At 41.6% G+C, this 17,449-nt stretch carries 12 protein-coding genes; 8 read left to right on the top strand and 4 right to left on the bottom strand.

Features of this window, described 5'->3' with window-relative positions:
- Positions 1-7: 7 nt before the first annotated feature.
- From AACW45_RS32185 to prfC, 4 genes are all read right to left on the bottom strand, one after another.
- Positions 8-1,879 (bottom strand): response regulator, encoded by a 1,872-nt coding sequence (locus tag AACW45_RS32185; protein WP_190637096.1) that lies wholly within the window; start codon positions 1,877-1,879, stop codon positions 8-10.
- Positions 1,880-2,633: 754 nt separating this feature from the next.
- Positions 2,634-3,137, bottom strand: coding sequence for an RNA recognition motif domain-containing protein (locus AACW45_RS32180; RefSeq protein WP_096646868.1), 504 nt, complete (start codon positions 3,135-3,137; stop codon positions 2,634-2,636).
- Between the two features lie 765 nt (positions 3,138-3,902).
- Positions 3,903-6,107: a zinc metalloprotease HtpX gene (locus tag AACW45_RS32175; RefSeq protein WP_190637094.1), complete on the bottom strand. Its 2,205-nt coding sequence runs from the start codon at positions 6,105-6,107 to the stop codon at positions 3,903-3,905.
- 403 nt (positions 6,108-6,510) lie between these two features.
- On the bottom strand, positions 6,511-8,151 hold the full coding sequence (gene prfC / locus AACW45_RS32170; RefSeq protein WP_190637092.1) for a peptide chain release factor 3: 1,641 nt from the start codon (positions 8,149-8,151) through the stop codon (positions 6,511-6,513).
- 918 nt (positions 8,152-9,069) lie between these two features.
- Here prfC and hemB point away from each other — a divergent pair.
- The 8 genes from hemB to AACW45_RS32130 all read left to right on the top strand — a co-directional run.
- Complete coding sequence (hemB, locus tag AACW45_RS32165; RefSeq protein WP_096646872.1) at positions 9,070-10,059, top strand: porphobilinogen synthase; 990 nt, start codon at positions 9,070-9,072, stop codon at positions 10,057-10,059.
- A 680-nt stretch (positions 10,060-10,739) separates the two neighbouring features.
- Positions 10,740-11,027 carry a helix-turn-helix domain-containing protein gene (locus tag AACW45_RS32160; protein WP_096646873.1) on the top strand — a complete coding sequence of 96 codons (288 nt, stop codon included), beginning with the start codon at positions 10,740-10,742 and terminating at the stop codon, positions 11,025-11,027.
- A gap of 320 nt (positions 11,028-11,347) precedes the next feature.
- Positions 11,348-12,331 (top strand): alpha-ketoacid dehydrogenase subunit beta, encoded by a 984-nt coding sequence (locus AACW45_RS32155; RefSeq protein WP_096646874.1) that lies wholly within the window; start codon positions 11,348-11,350, stop codon positions 12,329-12,331.
- A 416-nt stretch (positions 12,332-12,747) separates the two neighbouring features.
- Positions 12,748-14,163, top strand: a complete 1,416-nt coding sequence (secD, locus tag AACW45_RS32150) for a protein translocase subunit SecD (RefSeq protein ID WP_190637128.1) — start codon at positions 12,748-12,750, stop codon at positions 14,161-14,163.
- Entirely contained in the window at positions 14,160-15,155 is a 996-nt protein-coding gene (gene secF, locus AACW45_RS32145; RefSeq protein ID WP_190637090.1) for a protein translocase subunit SecF, read from the top strand. The genes secD and secF overlap by 4 nt, the downstream gene beginning before the upstream one ends.
- Positions 15,156-15,303: 148 nt before the next feature.
- On the top strand, positions 15,304-15,738 hold the full coding sequence (locus AACW45_RS32140) for a hypothetical protein (protein ID WP_190637088.1): 435 nt from the start codon (positions 15,304-15,306) through the stop codon (positions 15,736-15,738).
- Between the two features lie 352 nt (positions 15,739-16,090).
- Complete coding sequence (locus tag AACW45_RS32135; protein ID WP_190637086.1) at positions 16,091-16,549, top strand: GNAT family N-acetyltransferase; 459 nt, start codon at positions 16,091-16,093, stop codon at positions 16,547-16,549.
- 70 nt (positions 16,550-16,619) lie between these two features.
- On the top strand, positions 16,620-17,449 hold an 830-nt coding region (locus tag AACW45_RS32130; RefSeq protein WP_190637084.1), incomplete at its 3' end, for an RNA-guided endonuclease InsQ/TnpB family protein.

The following is a 17,449-nucleotide window of genomic DNA, read 5'->3' as shown; positions in this document are numbered from 1 at the left end:
GTGCTGATTATTGATGTAATAACTTTTTACTTAAATGTGTTCTTTCTAACCTATTTAATATCCGGGCAACTAATTCTGGTTCGATAATTGGTTTTCTCACATAGTCATCGGCTCCTACTGCGTATACTTTATATAGTATTTCCGATTCAAAATGAGCGGAAAGAAATAATATTGGTAAATGGTTCCAATAGCTATCATTACGGATAACTTGGCATAAATCTATACCATTAAAATCTGGCATTTCAATATCTAATATCAATAAATCAGGTTTAGTCGATTCTAAAATTTCCCAAAAGCGTTGCGATTCTTGTAATGGTGTGACTTGCAGCCCCCAAGGAGATAGTAAAGTAGTTACTTGGTGAAGAATCACCGGATCGTCATCCACAACTAAAACTTTGGCATCGGTGCTAGTTTGTTGGTTGAGCGCAACATTAACTGCTGTGAGAACTTCCACAGCAGACATCGTTTTATTTAAAAAGCTATGTGCGCCTAAACGTGCAGCTTCTACTCTATTAGGTAGTTGATTGCTACTAGTCAACACAAGAATAGGAATGTCTGGGTGATTTTGGGTGATTTCTCCTAGTAAGGTAAAACCATTTTCCTCTTGGTCAGGAAATGATAAATCTAGTAAGATAACTTCGGGAGGATTTGAGGCTATCTTGGATCTGGCTGTTTTTGGCTCGCCTGCTACCTCTACTTGAAAACCCCAAAATACCGCTTCTAATTTAATTCTTTCAGTTAGGGTAGTATCGTCATCGACAATTAATAGTCTTGCTGATGTTATGGCCGTTTTGCTAGCACTGGCTGGTGAAGATGGTTGCTGTTGTAATGTCTGTTTCAACAATTTGACTAATTCGGTTAACTGCAAAGCTGTACTTTGCGGTTTATCGGTGTGGTTTTCTAACAACTGTTCGATTTCTCGCGCTACGTTGGAACCCTCTACATAGCCATAACAACCTAAGGAACCTGCAAGGCGGTGAGCCTCTGCTTGTGCTTGTTTAATTATACGTTTATCTGGACTTTTAGTTGATAATTGCGCGATCGCCTGTTGCAATAAATCATACTTTTCCGAGAAACTCTTTTGAAACTCTTCCCGCATTTTGGCGACTACAGCCATAATCTTGGCTTCCGCTTGGCTATTATCCTGTTGCGGTTCGGAAGTTACATTGGTTTTTCCTTCGGATTTTTTTTGTTCTTCCTTTTTTTGTTCTTCCTTGAGGCGGTAACCCAAGCCATAAACTGTTTCGATTAAATCTACCTTCATCCCCACAGCTTTGAGCTTTTGACGCAAACCCTTAATATGGGTTGTCACCGCTTCTTCACCAGGAAATTCATCAGCTGACCAAATTCTATCTAATAGAACGCTTCTACTAAATATCCGCCGGGGATTTTCTAGGAAAAGTTCTAGTAAGCCATATTCCTTCGGCGTAAGGTGTAGCCGTTTCCCCCCATAGGTAACTTCTTTACTATTAGGATCTAATTGTAAATTCTCCCAAACTAACAATTTAGCTACCGTTGTCCTACCACGCCGCATTAACGCGCGAATTCTGGCGATTAGCTCTGGTAATTCAAATGGCTTGACAATATAATCATCAGCACCAGCTTCTAAGCCAATGACGCGGGCGCTAATGTCTTTGTTAGCCGTTAGCATCAAAATCGGCATTTCATAGCCTGCTAGGCGAATTTGCCGACAGAGATTGATTCCATCTAGTCTAGGAAGAATGACATCCAAGATTAGCAGGTCATATTCATAGGTTTTGACCAAATCTAAACCACTTTGACCGTCGTTAGTAGTCTCAATCTGGTAATTCAGAGTCGAAAAGGCCTCTACCAGCAACGAAGTTATCTGTTTGTCATCTTCTATTAAAAGAATTTTCACAAAATTTTCCCTGAAACAGGTATTAAATTTTATAAGTAATAATTTTAACTAGGAAATAGGAAAATGACAGAACTTTAGTAGCTGTCTCCTCCGTTAGCTTGTCTGTTAGGAATCTCCTGTTCTGTAACTTGGCTGTGTGATGATACCAAGGGTGTTCGCTCGGCACAAATCCTAGTATAATCATGCTTCTGTATGCAATCTTCTCAAGATGAGCGATCGCTATATTATGAGTTAAATTTCTCGGTTAATAACTCTCGGCAGAGAAAAATAAATTTTAATAAATTTTAAAGACTTTTTTGGGCAGAATATGTGAATATGTGCTGCAAATTCCAAATCAGGTTTTATCACCTACTATTCCTCCGATCGATGAATAAACTAGCCGAGTCATCGAATCATTGGACTAAACTTTGTCACTGGTTACAGCTAAAAACTAGCAAGCTACTAACCGGCGACAACTTGAGAAATATTAATTTGCTTGGATAGTTAATCAGATTTTTTCTATTTGTTATCAATACTGGTTAGCATTGCTTACAGGAATCCATGTTTAGTCAAGCAGGGAAACAGGTTTTTGCAGAAAAACTTATTTTTGATTATACAAAAACTGGACTCCTCCAGAGCAATGCACACACAAGCAATAACCGCTTGAACAACTCATCACATCACAAACATGCAAATTTAACTTGCATTTAGACAATTAAAAATTAAAAATCAGTATTTTTGTGATTTTTAATTTTTAATTAGACTACTTGAGAGATTAATTTGTTGTTTGTGCCGCCAACATTTGTTTGAGCTTTTCTAATTCAGAAGCCCAACGGGGATCTGGACGAATCGCATCAGAATCAGATGTTGAGGTAGTTTCGCGTCCAGCATTGCTGCTACCACCGCGCCGAGACTTCTTAGAACTTTTCTCACGGCGACTACCTTCTTTTTGTGCTGGGGGAGCTGAGTTACCGCCACCAGCATGTTGTACTGGTTTGGGTGGTTGCTCTTCTCCTTCTTCTCCCTTATTGCGAGGTAATGCTTTTTCTAGCTTAATGGGAGTTTCTTTGAACAGCTGACCGTTATATTTTTCAATAATTTGATCGGCTTGTTCGTCATTATTCACCGTGAGAAAACCAAAGCCACGACATTTACCTGTCTTGCGGTCTTTGATCAGTTTAGTGGTGACTGCATCACCTTCAGCAGCAAAAACTGCTTGTAGTTCTTGACGATCTATTTCTTCTTTTGGCAAATTGCCTATATATAGGCGAACAGACATGAACTATACCTCCAGAGTTGAATGAAAATGGCAAGGTGATAAAACAATGAATTGGCTGTGGCTTGAAATACATGCTATTCAGCAAAAAGTGCCATAACCCATTTTTTTACTCAAAACTGTCAACCTATACAATACAATTTTTCGTTGGGATCAAGCTTGCTTAATACAAAAGCGCACACAACGCTAATTTTACATACCACCTTAATTCTAAGAATTATAAATCTAATAGCTTACCACCCGATCGAGTAAACTTTTTTTGATGTACACCTGTTTGCCGAATAAAACACCATTCCTTACATTATCATGGTATTTTCTACGTAGCTAGTTCAGTGCAGACATTTCTAGCATACTCGTCACGAAAATTGTAACAGAAATTACTTTTTTTTCTCAACATGGTGATATTTGGAAACAAAAACCAGCCTGTGGCTGGTTAGGTTACTGCTGTGTTGGGAGAATAACAAAGATAGATATATTGGCGCAAGGGTTGGCGATAAATAACTCAGCAATCTAGCTTAGTTATGTTTATGGGTTGGGATTATGTAAATAAATGTAACACTGGCAGAAAGATTTTGCAATGTTTCTTTACATAATGGGGCATTGGGCATGGGGCATGGGGCATTGGGCATTGGGTGAATAGTGAGCAGAGGGAGAAGAGACGCAGAGGGGCAGAGGGAGAGCATCTATATAATTTTCCTCCTCTGCACCCCTGCTTCCTCTGCTTCCTCTGCTTCCTCTGCTTCCTTGTCTCCCTTTCCTTGTCCCCCTTCACCCCTTGAGAAAAATAAAGGCTCCCCAGGCTTGGGCGGCTACTGCGAGGATAGTTGACCAAATGGGATGGGCGCTGTTGATGATTTGACCATTTTGTGTTTGGATGGTTTGGATATCAATCCAAGGGGTTGCGCCGCGTCGGAACCAACCGACAATGGTAATTTGGCGGCCGATTAAGTCTTGGGGATTGATTGATTGTCCTAGCCAGGGGATATGATGCAATTTCACTAAACCAATGTGCGATTGCAGCATTAAGTCTTGTCCCAGGCTGTTACCTACACCCGGACGACCGATGAGTCTACCTGCAAGGCACACATTTATGCTATCGATGGGAATAGCAGATGGATTGGCTAAGAGGTTAGGTAAGCGATCGTCGGTTTGCAAATTAGCAGGTCTAATATCGGGAAATAAAGAATTCATCCGCAAAATCATGCCGATGCTAAAGCCGATAAGTAAACAACCTGTAACAAATGACCAATCTTCATAGATCCATTTCAGGTTTAAAATCTTCATGGCGTAGGCAATTTGCCACACCAACCAAATTAAACCTGCAAATAATAAACCCAGAGGAATACCCAGCCAAGGAGCTATTTGTAAGAGAAAAGGCTGATGGTTACCGCGTAAGGCTTGTTCGTTGACTAAATGTAGTTCGGTTTCTAAATGCCAATGGCGGGCGATTTTGCAGAGGCGTTGAATGCGATCGCCAATTAAAGGGTGACTATTATTAAATGTAAACCAACGGCGATAGGGGTTAAAATTATCCCACATCAACAGGGATGTAAACGGAATATGTCCGGCTAAACTCCCCATAGATATACTTTGTTGATAGCTGACAGGCGCGAGGAGATTCAAGCTTTCTAACTGCCAACTGGTGTGTTCTTGTTTGCCAATATCGCCAGCGACACCAATGGTAATTTTCAGTAAGGCGCGAATTAGGGCGTTAGGATTGCCAGTAATTTCCGCAGCCGTGCGATCGCTATAATAAACTCGCAACTTAGATAACCATAAAGCCGGGCCTGTCAGCAAACACCAAATACCGTAGGTGAAACTTGCTAAAATTATCCCTGGCCAGCGACCAAAACCAGAAAATTTATTACCCCATTCCGAAAATAGCTGATATAACCTGTAAACAGGCAAAGTTACCAGCAGTATCAAAGACATGACGAGATAATCTTTCTGGATAATTTGCCCTAGCTGGGTGGCGTAGATAACGGCAATTTCATCATCGGCTAATTGCTCTAATAATCCTTGACTGACGACTATTCGGGCATTACGGGCGAGATTACCATAAGTAAAAGCAATAGGGGCGTTTATGGGCAAAATTCGCAGTTTAGGAAACTGCCAACGGCGTTGTTGACAAGCGCGCTGGAGTACGCGAATAGTTTCGCGACTGTGACCATTTAAAACTTCTTTAGATAACTCGCGTTGCTGATAAAATTTTCCTAATAGCCAATCTAATAACCAAGGTGATAAAGCAATTGCGATCGCTAAAACTACAAGTACAAGTACAGTCGGATTGCGATTGAATAATGGTAATGGGCGTAAGTGAGCTAGCTTGATGAAAATTTGATTGGTTAAAGTCATTGTCAGCTGAAGCATTTCCCTGATGACCCAAAACAGAGCCATAAAGGTACCAGCTGCCAGTAATTTTAAAGGTAATAAATTAAGTTTATGCAGGGGTTGCCAAACTTTCGCCCTGGGAGCATGTCGCCAATAAATTTGAAATGATTTAGCTGCTGTGCGATAACCAGAGGCGACTAAACCATTGACGCCGATAGTTTCTACATGAGAATTTCTCAGACTACCTGCGGGAACGGCGGAACTATTGGTTTTTGTAATTGTTTGCTGTGATGCATTAGTTCCATTACTATGGGTACTATCGGCAGTGACATGTCCATTGGCAGAATTTTTGGCTGTATTTTGCCGTTTTTGGCGTTTTTTTAAATGTCCAAGTGCGCGTTCTGCCCATTCTTGCACTTGGGGATTAGGACTATCAAGCAGATTTTGACAAAGGGCGATCGCTTTAGAAACTTGACCCATGCGCGCATAAGCCATGACTAAACCGACTTGAGCCTGTAAGCCAGCAGTAGTATTTTTTTGACTACTAGCAACAGGCTCTAACTGGGCGATCGCCGTTTGATAATTCCCCTGCTTGAGAGCAACTAAACCAGCCTCCAAAGACAATTCGGCATGTGAAGGCATAGAAATTCTGGCACTCCCATCTGTTCTAATTAATCCAAGGTAACGCTTTAGCGCCTAAATTTAGATACCTGCTGTGGCAAATCACATCCGGAATTATCCAGTGTTAACTTTCTATAGGTTGTTTACCTGCTCCGAAGGAACAGGTAACGGGTAACGGGCAATAGTAGACTGTCTAGACTAAAGTAGTGCATTAGTCAAACTCTTGTGGGGTGGACATCTTGTCCGCCCAGGACGGGCGAGACGCCCATCCCACAAGAAAATTATATTGCCACATTTTAGCCTAGACACGCTAATAGGCAAGATTTTTAGCGAGATGGGGAAATTGTTGATAGTTATTTCCTTTCACGCCAGGTTTTGGCACAACCAAGTATGAAAATTTATTTTCCCTGTTCCCTGTTGCCCTTTAACCTGCCCCCTGCCCCTTTTCCTCTTGTTGACCAGAATAAACTGGGGCGATCGCGCTTAATGCCAACTCTGGATGATCGCCCTGTAATTGTTGACAATTCCATTCGTTGCGGAATAGCAATACCGGGCGTCCCATGCTGTCTTTAACGGTGGTGGTATTAAAAATACGTCCCACCTTATTTAAAGCTTCCCAGCCACCTTCTACCCAACGAGCGACGCTGTAGGGCAGCAAATCGAGGATAGTTTCCACCCCATACTCATTTTGTAAGCGAAACTGTACGACTTCAAACTGCAATTGACCGACAGCCGCTAAAATGGGGTCGCGCTTGGCTTCATCGGTGGAGTACATAATTTGTACTGCACCTTCTTCCCGCAATTCGGAAATGCCTTTTTGAAATTGCTTAAATTTAGAAGGGTTAGGATTTCTCAGGGTAGCAAACAATTCCGGGGAGAAGTAGGGAATGCCTTCATATTCCAACTTTTGCCCGGTGTAAATTGTATCCCCAATCGCAAATACACCAGGATTATTTAAACCAATTACATCCCCAGGATAAGCTTCATCAATGGATTCTCGTTCTTGGGCAAATAATTTTTGCGGGCGGGACAGGCGAACTACTTTACCAGTACGGGCGTGAGTTACCGTCATATCCTTTTCAAACCGACCCGTACAGACGCGAATAAATGCCACGCGATCGCGGTGTTTCGGGTCCATGTTAGCTTGGAGTTTGAAGACGAAGCCAGAAAATTCTGGATAAGTAGGGGGAACTTCACCAACACTGCTATTGTGGCTACCGGGTTTGAGAGCGTATTCTAAGAAGGAATTTAAGAATAGCTCCACCCCGAAATTAGTCATGGCACTACCAAAGAACACTGGCGTCATTTTGCCTTGATGTACCAAATCTAAATCAAGTTCTGGGCCGACACCTTCTAACAGTTCTAAGTCGTTTTTCAGTTGGAAGTAAAGATCCTGTTCTAGGAGTTCTTCAATTCTCGCATCGCCCAAATCGACTATGGTATCTCTAGCTTCGCGGCTACCGTGGGCGCTACGTTCAAACAAGTGAATTTGTTGTTTATCGCGATCGAATACACCTTTAAAGCGATCGCCCATGCCAATCGGCCAATTCACCGCATAGGTCTGCAATCCTAATTCTTGCTCGATTTCGTCCAATAATTCTAAAGGTTCTCGCCCCGGACGGTCGAGTTTGTTTACAAAGGTAAAAATGGGAATACCGCGTAACTTACAAACTTCAAATAACTTGCGAGTTTGCGGTTCCAAACCTTTCGCCACATCAATCAGCATCACCGCATTATCGGCGGCGGCGAGGGTGCGATAAGTATCTTCACTAAAATCTTGGTGTCCGGGGGTATCTAATAAATTTACCTGACAGTTACGATAGGCAAATTGCAGTACTGTAGATGTAATGGAAATACCCCGTTGCTGTTCCATTGCCATCCAGTCAGAGGTAGCTTTACGCTGCGCCCGTCGCGCCTTCACCGCTCCAGCTTCGTGAATTGCTCCTCCGTATAACAGTAACTTTTCTGTCAGCGTCGTTTTCCCTGCGTCTGGGTGAGAAATAATTGCAAAGTTGCGGCGAAGTTCAACTGCTTGTTGCAAATCTACCTGTAGTTCAGTTGACATATTTGTATTTGTCTGCTTCCTGTTAACTTAATGTAATTTTTTTTTAACTTGGTAAGTCTTTTAATCTTAGAACAAGGACGGACGCGATCGGGTCGATTGGGGAGGCAAGGGAGACAAGGGGGACAAACAATTCAAAATTCAAAATTCAAAATTCAAAATTAAGAATTCTATTTGGCTTTTGCCCAATGCCCAATGCCCAATGCCCACTCGCCCTGAGCGAAGCCGAAGGGATGCCCAATGCCCATCACCTAAAGAATCTATTAACTTACAGTTAAATGTATAGGTTTATGGAAGAATATATGGCAGCATTGCTTGAGCTACACTTTGGATTTATAACTCCCCTAACAGTTATCGGGTATCTACTCAACTAAAGGCTGACTATTTGGCTCATTTTTGTGGTAATTAGCCCTAGTAAGTACTTCAAAGATACAAAATTGATTGCTTGAAGTCTTGACTACAAACTGAATCACTCAATGAACCTTACCATTATTACGTTTTGTTTCAGAATCTTTTAACGTCAATAGTGGTAATTATAAGTGATTAATTTTCGTTTGGTAATTGACAATTGTTTGCTTATCTGTAAGGCAAATAATTCTTATTTCTCCCTCTTCTTCATTCCTTAGTCATTAATATTGACAAATGACAATTGTATAGACAAGGGTTCATCGCGTCTCTGACCAATGACTAATGACAAATTCATGGCAGATATTTGAGGGGATTTGTAATCTTTTTTTTGTAGCTTGTCTAACAGATGTCTGCCACGCTGTACAATACGAAATTGCCCCACAGCTTCATCAACAGTAGGGCAAAGGACAGTTAAGCACTGCTCGTAGTCTGTCCTAGCTGAGTAAGGTTTTTCCTTGCTTTTGTGACGCTTTATTTTGTGTCCATTTGCGTTGTAATTCTTCATAAAACTTTATGTTTCCAACTCACCGCCCCCGCCGTCTGCGTACCCATCCCCAACTGCGCCGGATGGTACGAGAAAACAGTTTATCGACAAGTGATTTAATTTACCCCTTATTTGCAGTACCTGGTGAGGGAATTGCCAATGAAGTTAAATCAATGCCTGGAGTTTATCAACTTTCGGTAGATAAAATTGTCGAAGAGGCGAAGGAAGTTTATGACTTAGGAATTCCAGCGATCATTCTGTTTGGTATTCCTGCTGATAAAGATGTAGATGCTACTGGTGCTTGGCATGATTGCGGGATTGTACAAAAAGCAGCTACTGCGGTGAAGGAAGCAGTACCAGATTTAATTGTGATTGCTGATACTTGTCTGTGTGAATATACTAGTCATGGTCATTGCGGCTACTTAGAAGTAGGCGATTTAACAGGCAGAGTATTAAACGATCCAACTTTAGAATTACTCAAGAAAACAGCAGTTTCTCAAGCGAAAGCTGGCGCGGATATTATTGCACCTTCGGGGATGATGGACGGTTTTGTGCAAGCTATTCGTGCTGGCTTAGATGAAGCTGGTTTCCAAGATACGCCGATTTTATCTTATGCGGCTAAATATGCCTCTGCTTATTATGGCCCGTTTAGAGATGCGGCGGAGTCTACACCACAATTTGGCGATCGCAGAACTTACCAAATGGACCCTGGTAACGCCCGCGAAGCAATTAAAGAAATTGAATTGGATATCGCTGAAGGTGCTGATATGCTAATGGTGAAGCCAGCTTTAGCCTATATGGATGTGATTTGGCGAGTTAAGGAAGCCAGCAACCTACCAGTAGCTGCTTATAACGTTTCTGGCGAATATTCTATGGTGAAAGCTGCTGCCCTCAACGGCTGGGTTGACGAACAGCGCATAGTCATGGAAACTTTAACCGGCTTTAAACGTGCTGGCGCAGATTTAATTTTGACTTACCACGCCAAAGACGCAGCCCGTTGGTTAGAGTCTAGCAGGTAAATTAGAGAGAGCGATCGCTCTTTTGTTAACTAATCTCACGCATAGGTACAAAGGTGCTAATTAGATTGAGTATCTTGGTATCTCAGCGTGAGATTATTGTGGGAATATATTCAGGTTTTTGTTGAAGAATAAACTTAACAGCATATTTCAGGTAAATGAGGTACGCGCTTTGGGGCATGGCAGTGCCAGTGCCCCTACAATCAACGATTATCTGTACCTCACCAACTTGCAATTCGCTGTAAATTCTTGGTCAAACTTGTGTCAAGCTGAAAAAACTAAAAAAGCCCCATTAACTATACAGCTTGAGGGGCTAGTAAAACTTTTACTGGCATCACTGAACTACCACACTTTCATAAGCGATTCCAGATGCATTAAGCAATAAATCTCAACAATTAAAATGTTTAGGTGATGACTGTCGATTATTTATTAGAAATTTACCGAGTGAAATCCTTACAGACACAACATTTACCCTAATTAGAATATTTACGGACATGAGCAATCGCGGACATGAAAACAAGTCAAATATATCCGCGATAGTACATAAATATCGGGTGGTTTCATTTGCCAGATTCGCGGGCGATCGCTTATAAAAGAATATAGTTAATAAAATTTCCGTAATCGACATTTAATGTCAGCCGATTTAATAAATACAATCTAAGTTTTTCTAGGGAGCATGAGATATGGATATGCAAGTCCTGAGAGAACGCGCTGGCCTTAGCCGTGCAGAGGTTGCCTTCAGGCTTGCAATCAGTGAAACTAGTGTGCGCAACTGGGAAGCTGGGCGTACTGAACCGACAATGACACCGAAAAAATATTTAGATGCGTTGCGTCTATTTAAATGCACACCAGAAGAGTTAGCAGCAGCTAGCGAAAAATCAATTAACCAACGCCATAAACGCAAACCAGGTAGACCAAAACGCTTCCCAGAAGTTGTCACGCAAGTAGCTGATTCGCCAGTTTGTACTTAGCTTAGGGGCTAGGGACAAGGGAAGGGGGACAAGGAGGACAAGGGAGACAAGGAATATTAGATTTTAGATTTTAGATTTTAGATTTTAGATTTTAGATTCAAACCCAATCCAAAATCGCAAATCCGTCTTGAAAAGTTCAGATCGCCGGAAGCCGGCGCTCCGACTTTTCGCAAAATCCAAAATTGTTTCAATGCCCAATGCCCAATGCCCAATGCCCAATGCCCAATTACAAATGACTTTTTCAACTAGTGCGATCGCTGACGGTATTTGCCACGGCGGCGCGATAAGATTCTATAGCAACAGTTGTATTTAAGATTTAAATGGCAGAGACTCTTTTCTTTAACGCCCTCCGTGAAGCCATTGATGAAGAAATGGCGCGTGATTCTAGTGTATTTGTGCTAGGTGAAGACGTAGGACATTATGGCGGTTCCTACAAGGTTACCAAAGACCTGTATAAAAAGTATGGCGATTTAAGAGTTCTGGATACCCCCATCGCCGAAAATAGCTTTACAGGTTTGGCTGTGGGTGCAGCGATGACTGGTTTAAGACCAATCATCGAAGGTATGAATATGGGTTTCTTGCTGTTGGCATTTAACCAAATCTCCAACAACGCGGGAATGCTGCGTTATACTTCCGGCGGTAACTTTAAAATCCCGATGGTGATTCGCGGCCCTGGTGGTGTAGGTAGACAGCTAGGTGCAGAACATTCCCAACGCTTAGAAACTTACTTCCAAGCAGTTCCTGGGTTAAAAATTGTCGCTTGCTCTACACCTTACAACGCTAAAGGTTTATTGAAAGCAGCAATCCGCGATGACAATCCCGTATTGTTCTTTGAACATGTTTTACTTTACAACTTAAAAGAAGACCTGCCAGAAGAAGAATATGTATTACCTTTAGATAAAGCAGAAGTTGTGCGTCGCGGTAAAGATGTCACAATTCTCACCTATTCACGGATGCGTCATCACGTGATGCAAGCTGTGAAAACTTTAGAAAAACAAGGTTACGACCCCGAAGTCATTGATTTAATATCACTGAAACCTTTAGATTTTGATACCATCGGTGCTTCGATTCGCAAAACTCATCGCGTCATTGTTGTAGAAGAGGCTATGCGTACAGCAGGTATTGGCGCAGAAGTTATCGCTTCCATTAATGACCGCTTATTTGATGAGTTAGATGCGCCTGTATTGCGTCTTTCATCTCAAGATATTCCCACACCATACAACGGCAACCTCGAGCGTCTGACAATTGTTCAACCAGAACAAATTGTAGAAGCCGTACAGAAAATGGTGGCTATGCGCGTTTAATAATAAAGGCAGAGGGCAGGAGGTGAGCCACTGCGGTGGACGGGTTTCCCGGCATAAAGCAAGTGGCGTTAGCGCAGCGTTAGCGACGAAGGAGCGTCACCCGAAGGGCAGATAGCAGAAGGAATGAAGTTAATCAGCATTCAATTTGCATCATCCCTAGCCTCAGAAAGATGCAGGGATGCAATTGACAGGATTATTTAGCTTACTGTCCTCTGTTTTGTGCGATCGCCAATGGGAAATTTGCTGGCTCTAATTCAGATATGAGGTGAAATTTCCAGGTGAACCAAACCTTCTGCCCTCTGCCCTCTGCCATCTGCCTTCTTTTACAATAAAAGTTACCACTCTTAACCAATAACTCATAACGATGGAAAAGAACGCTATTATAGCGTTTGTCAGTTGCGAGTGATGGTTATGGTATGCAAAAACAGCGATCGCTATTAGCGTTGATTGTCGTTTTGATTATTGCTGCTATTGCGGTGATTCTCACAATTCCCATTCCCTTAGGGTTGGATTTGCGGGGAGGTTCACAGTTAACAATTCAGGTGAAACCGACGGCAGAAATTAAGCAAATCACCGAAAATGAATTAGAAGGTGTGAAGAAAGTTGTCGAAGGCCGGATTAACGGACTCGGCGTTTCTGAACCAGTAATTCAAACTGTGGGTACAGATAAAATTTTAGTGCAACTTCCAGGGGTAAACGATCCAGAACAAGCTGAAAGAATTCTTGGTGGTACAGCAGAATTAGAATTTCGCAAACAAAAACCGAGTACAGAACCTCAACTATTTGCTTTTAGAGCTTCGCGAGCTGAATTGAAGAAAAAGCAAGATGAATTGAGAAATAGCAAAGATGCGGCAGCGATCGCGAAAAATCAAGAAGAGTTGGAGAAAAATAATCAAGCGATCGCGGAATTATTTGAAAGTACCAATCCGCCCCTCATTGGTAAGTATCTAGAAAATGCCTATGGTGAACCCACCCAACAAGGTAATAATTGGAATGTGGCCATTCGCTTCAAACCCAAAGGTGGCGAACTGTTTGCGGAACTGACAAAAAATCTCGCCGGTACTGGACGGGCGATTGGGATTTTTCTCGATAATGAATTAATCAGTTCTCCTAGCGTCGGCCCAGAATTTGCAGCTACCGGGATTACTGGTGGTTCAGCTGTAATTACAGGTACTTTTACCCCCCAAGAAGCCAATGATTTAGGCGTACAGCTACGCGGTGGTGCATTACCCGTACCCGTAGAAATTGCCGAAATCCGCACAGTTGGCGCTACCTTAGGTAAAGACAGTATTCAAAGCAGTATTTATGCGGGGATTGGCGGTCTAATTTTAGTCTTAATCTTTATGGTGGTCTATTACCGCCTACCGGGTTTAATTGCCGATGTCGCCTTGATTGTTTACGCTTTGTTAACCTGGGCTAGCTTTGCTTTGTTAGGTGTCACCCTGACTTTACCAGGCATTGCTGGGTTTATCTTGAGTATTGGTATGGCAGTGGATGCCAATGTACTAATTTTTGAACGCACAAGAGAAGAATTACAAGCAGGTAAAAGCTTATATCGTTCTGTAGAATCTGGCTTTTATCGCGCCTTTTCTAGTATTCTTGATGGCAACGTCACCACAGTGATTGCCTGTGCTGCACTATTCTGGTTAGGTTCTGGCTTGGTTAAAGGTTTTGCTGTCACCTTGGCTTTAGGGGTAGCGATGAGTATGTTTAGTGCTATTACCTGTAGCCGCACCTTAATGTTTGTCGCAATTTCCATTTCCTCACTACGCAAACCAGAATTATACTGTCCCAACCTGCCAACATCAAATAAGGCAGAGGTAGCGCCATGAAACTAAGTATTAACAAATCGCGATCGCTTTGGTGGACTGTTTCGTCTGCCATTACCATAGCGGGTATTGTCGCAATGGTAATTTCCTGGCAAAATCCCAACATTAAAGCACCCCTGCGTCCCAGTTTAGATTTTGTCGGCGGTACAAGATTGCTCTTAGAACGGGACTGTGGTAAACCTGGTAACTGCGACCAACCAATTGATATTAATGTCGTCAGAGATGTAGCTAAGGCTAAGGGACTGGGAGATAGCAGTATCCAAATTGTCGCAGACAGAGAAACTAAAGCCGAAAATGGCATCTTAATCCGAACAAAAACCTTAGATCGCGAACAGCGTATTCAGCTACAAACTGCTTTAAGCGAAAAAATTGGTGCTTTTGATGACGCCAAAAACCAAATTGATACCGTAGGCCCATCTTTAGGACAAGAGTTGTTTAGATCGGGAATCATTGCCCTGATTGTTTCATTTATAGGTATCATTGTTTACTTAACATTTCGCTTTCAGTTGGACTATGCTGTATTTGCCATTGTGGCGCTATTTCATGATGTGTTCATTACAGCCGGGATTTTTTCGATATTTGGTTTAACAATCGGTACGGAAGTAGACAGTTTGTTTGTTGTTGCTCTGTTGACAATTACAGGATTTTCTGTGAACGATACCGTAGTAATTTACGATCGCATTCGCGAAACCCTGAAAATTAATCCCAACCGTCCCATAGCGGAAATTGTGGATGATGCGGTTAACCAAACCTTAGGCCGATCCATCAACACCACATTAACAACTATGTTGCCGTTGTTAGCTATCTTATTTTTTGGGGGAGAAACCCTGAAAAACTTTGCCTTAGCTTTACTAATTGGCTTCGGTGCGGGGGCTTATTCGAGTATTTTCATCGCCAGTACTTTACTAACTCTCTGGCGAGAACGTACTGGTAAATCTAGTGGCGGAGCTAGTGCGGAGATGCTCGATACTTCTGCTGGTTCCCAAAATACCTAAACTTGCCGCTATTTTCTAGTTGGGTGAATTTGCGATAAATTGGATGATTTGCGATTGGTGGCATATCTTCAACAACAGTATCCCCAATCAAAAATCGCAAATCCGCAATTCCCATTAATATCACCCATATTCTCCCGTTTTCAGCCCTATGGATCAATCGGAACAACCGTCACTTAATGGCGATAACTTGCACAATCCTGACCCAACTTTTGCTCAACAAGTGCAAAGGCTACATCAGCTGACAGTCTACGGTAGATGGTTGTTTGTCGGTTGCTTGTGGCTTACCATCGCGCCTATTTGTTTGTGGAACCTACAAGCAGAAATTGCTTTATGGCAACAATACTTTACTTGGGTAGCAGTGAGGTATGGGCTTGCATACCATCCACTGTCTACCTTTGGTTTAGCCTTTTGTATGGGAATGACAGCAGCTGTTTTAATTTGGCAAAGTCGCAATATTTTGATGGGACTACCAGAAAAGGAACAGCAACAATTAGCAAAGCAAGTATTTCGCATCCGTCAGCAAGGACCTAGTCATCCTCTGTGGAAGTGGGTATGTCAGCCAGTAAAAGAAATTAAAGATTAATTATTCAATTTGGGGTAAGTAGGACGGTGCTATTAAACATAACTTACAAAAAATAAATTACCTATATTTCGTAGTGCGAGCAGCGTTCGACTGAGCGCTCACGCCGAAGTCTTGCTCGCTTTTGAACACCAGCGAGCAAGATGCTCGCACTACAAATTTATTGGATATTTAAAAAATTGGATGTCCCTTGTCTTCCTTGTCTTCCTTGTCTCTTTTGTTTGCATATCAAATAGGACTGCTATAGTTATGCGATCGCTTCCCCATAAGCAGAGCCAAAATAGACGCTGCATATTTAGCAAAATCTGTAAAAATAAGGTTGAAGGTAGTAAAAATACTGCTCTGGGTGTTGTCAATGAACTATTCTCAAATTCAATTTAGCGATCGCAAGTCGGATATCGATCTCGAACAACTGCAACAGCTATTTAATCTCTCGGCTTTTTGGGCGAGAGAACGGAGTATTGAAGATTTGAGTATAGCGATCGCCAATAGCGAACCTGTAATTTCTCTGTGGGATGAGCAACGGCTCGTAGGCTTTGCGCGAGCTACTTCCGATGTTATCTATCGCGCGACAATTTGGGATGTGGTAATTCATCCAGAATATCGCGGTCGGGGATTGGGTAGCAAATTAGTGGAAACAGTCCTCAGCCATCCCCGCGTGAGGTCGGTTGAGCGTGTATATTTGATGACGACTCACCAACAAGAATTTTATGAAAAAATTGGCTTTGAATGTAACAAAACCACGACCATGGTATTGGGTTTAAATAACAAAAATATAGTCAGAAATAGTCAGATATTAACATCTATGGTATGATTGCCCAAATGAAATTATCTGACTAGACCAAATCACCCATGAATCAGTTATCAGACTGTGTGGAGTCAGAATGCGATTAGTTGAGCGACATATAATCAAGCAGAATCATAAATGGTTCAAAAAAATTGATCAAATGTCATTCTTGTCAAAGAACCTGTTCAACTGTGCTGTTTATCTATGTCGTCAAGCTTTTTTTAGTGGTCAACCAATACCAACATTAAATCAAATATATCACTCACTGAAAAAGAGTGATGATTATAAAGCTTTACCTAGTAAAGTTGCTCAACTGGTATTTAGACAAGTTGATAAATGCTTTAAATCTTACAAATCAGCGAAAGCAGAATACAAATTAAATCCAGAAAAATTTTTAGGTGAACCCAAGTTACCTAAATACAAACATAAGCTTCATGGGAGAAATATTTTAACTTTTAATAATCAGGCTGTTTCCAAAAAATCCTTAAAAAAAGGTTTAATCTCCCCTTCGGGATTAGCAATATCTGTGAAAACCAAACTTACACAAATTGAATCCTGTAGAATCATCCCAAAAAATAATGTCTACATCATTGAGGCAGTTTATGAGCAAAAAGAAACCACCAGAGAGCGCAATAATAGAATAGCAGCGATTGATATAGGTTTAAACAACTTAGCTACTGTTAGTAGTAATTGTTTAGAATTTAGACCTTTTATTATTTGCGGTAAAGCTATTAAATCTTGTAATCAGTTTTATAATAAAGTTAAAGCAAGTCTCCAATCTCAGTTACCGAGCAGTCAAAAAACTTCTAGAAAAATAGAAGTATTGACACTTAAACGCAATCACAAAGTGGATTATTACCTCCACACAGCTAGTAGATTGATTATTAATCAGCTAGTTAGCCAAAACATTACACATTTGATTATCGG

This window comes from Calothrix sp. FACHB-168, from assembly GCF_963889195.1.
GTDB classification, from domain to species: domain Bacteria; phylum Cyanobacteriota; class Cyanobacteriia; order Cyanobacteriales; family Nostocaceae; genus Aulosira; species Aulosira anomala_A.
This window is presented reverse-complemented; position numbering and strand designations above follow the sequence as displayed.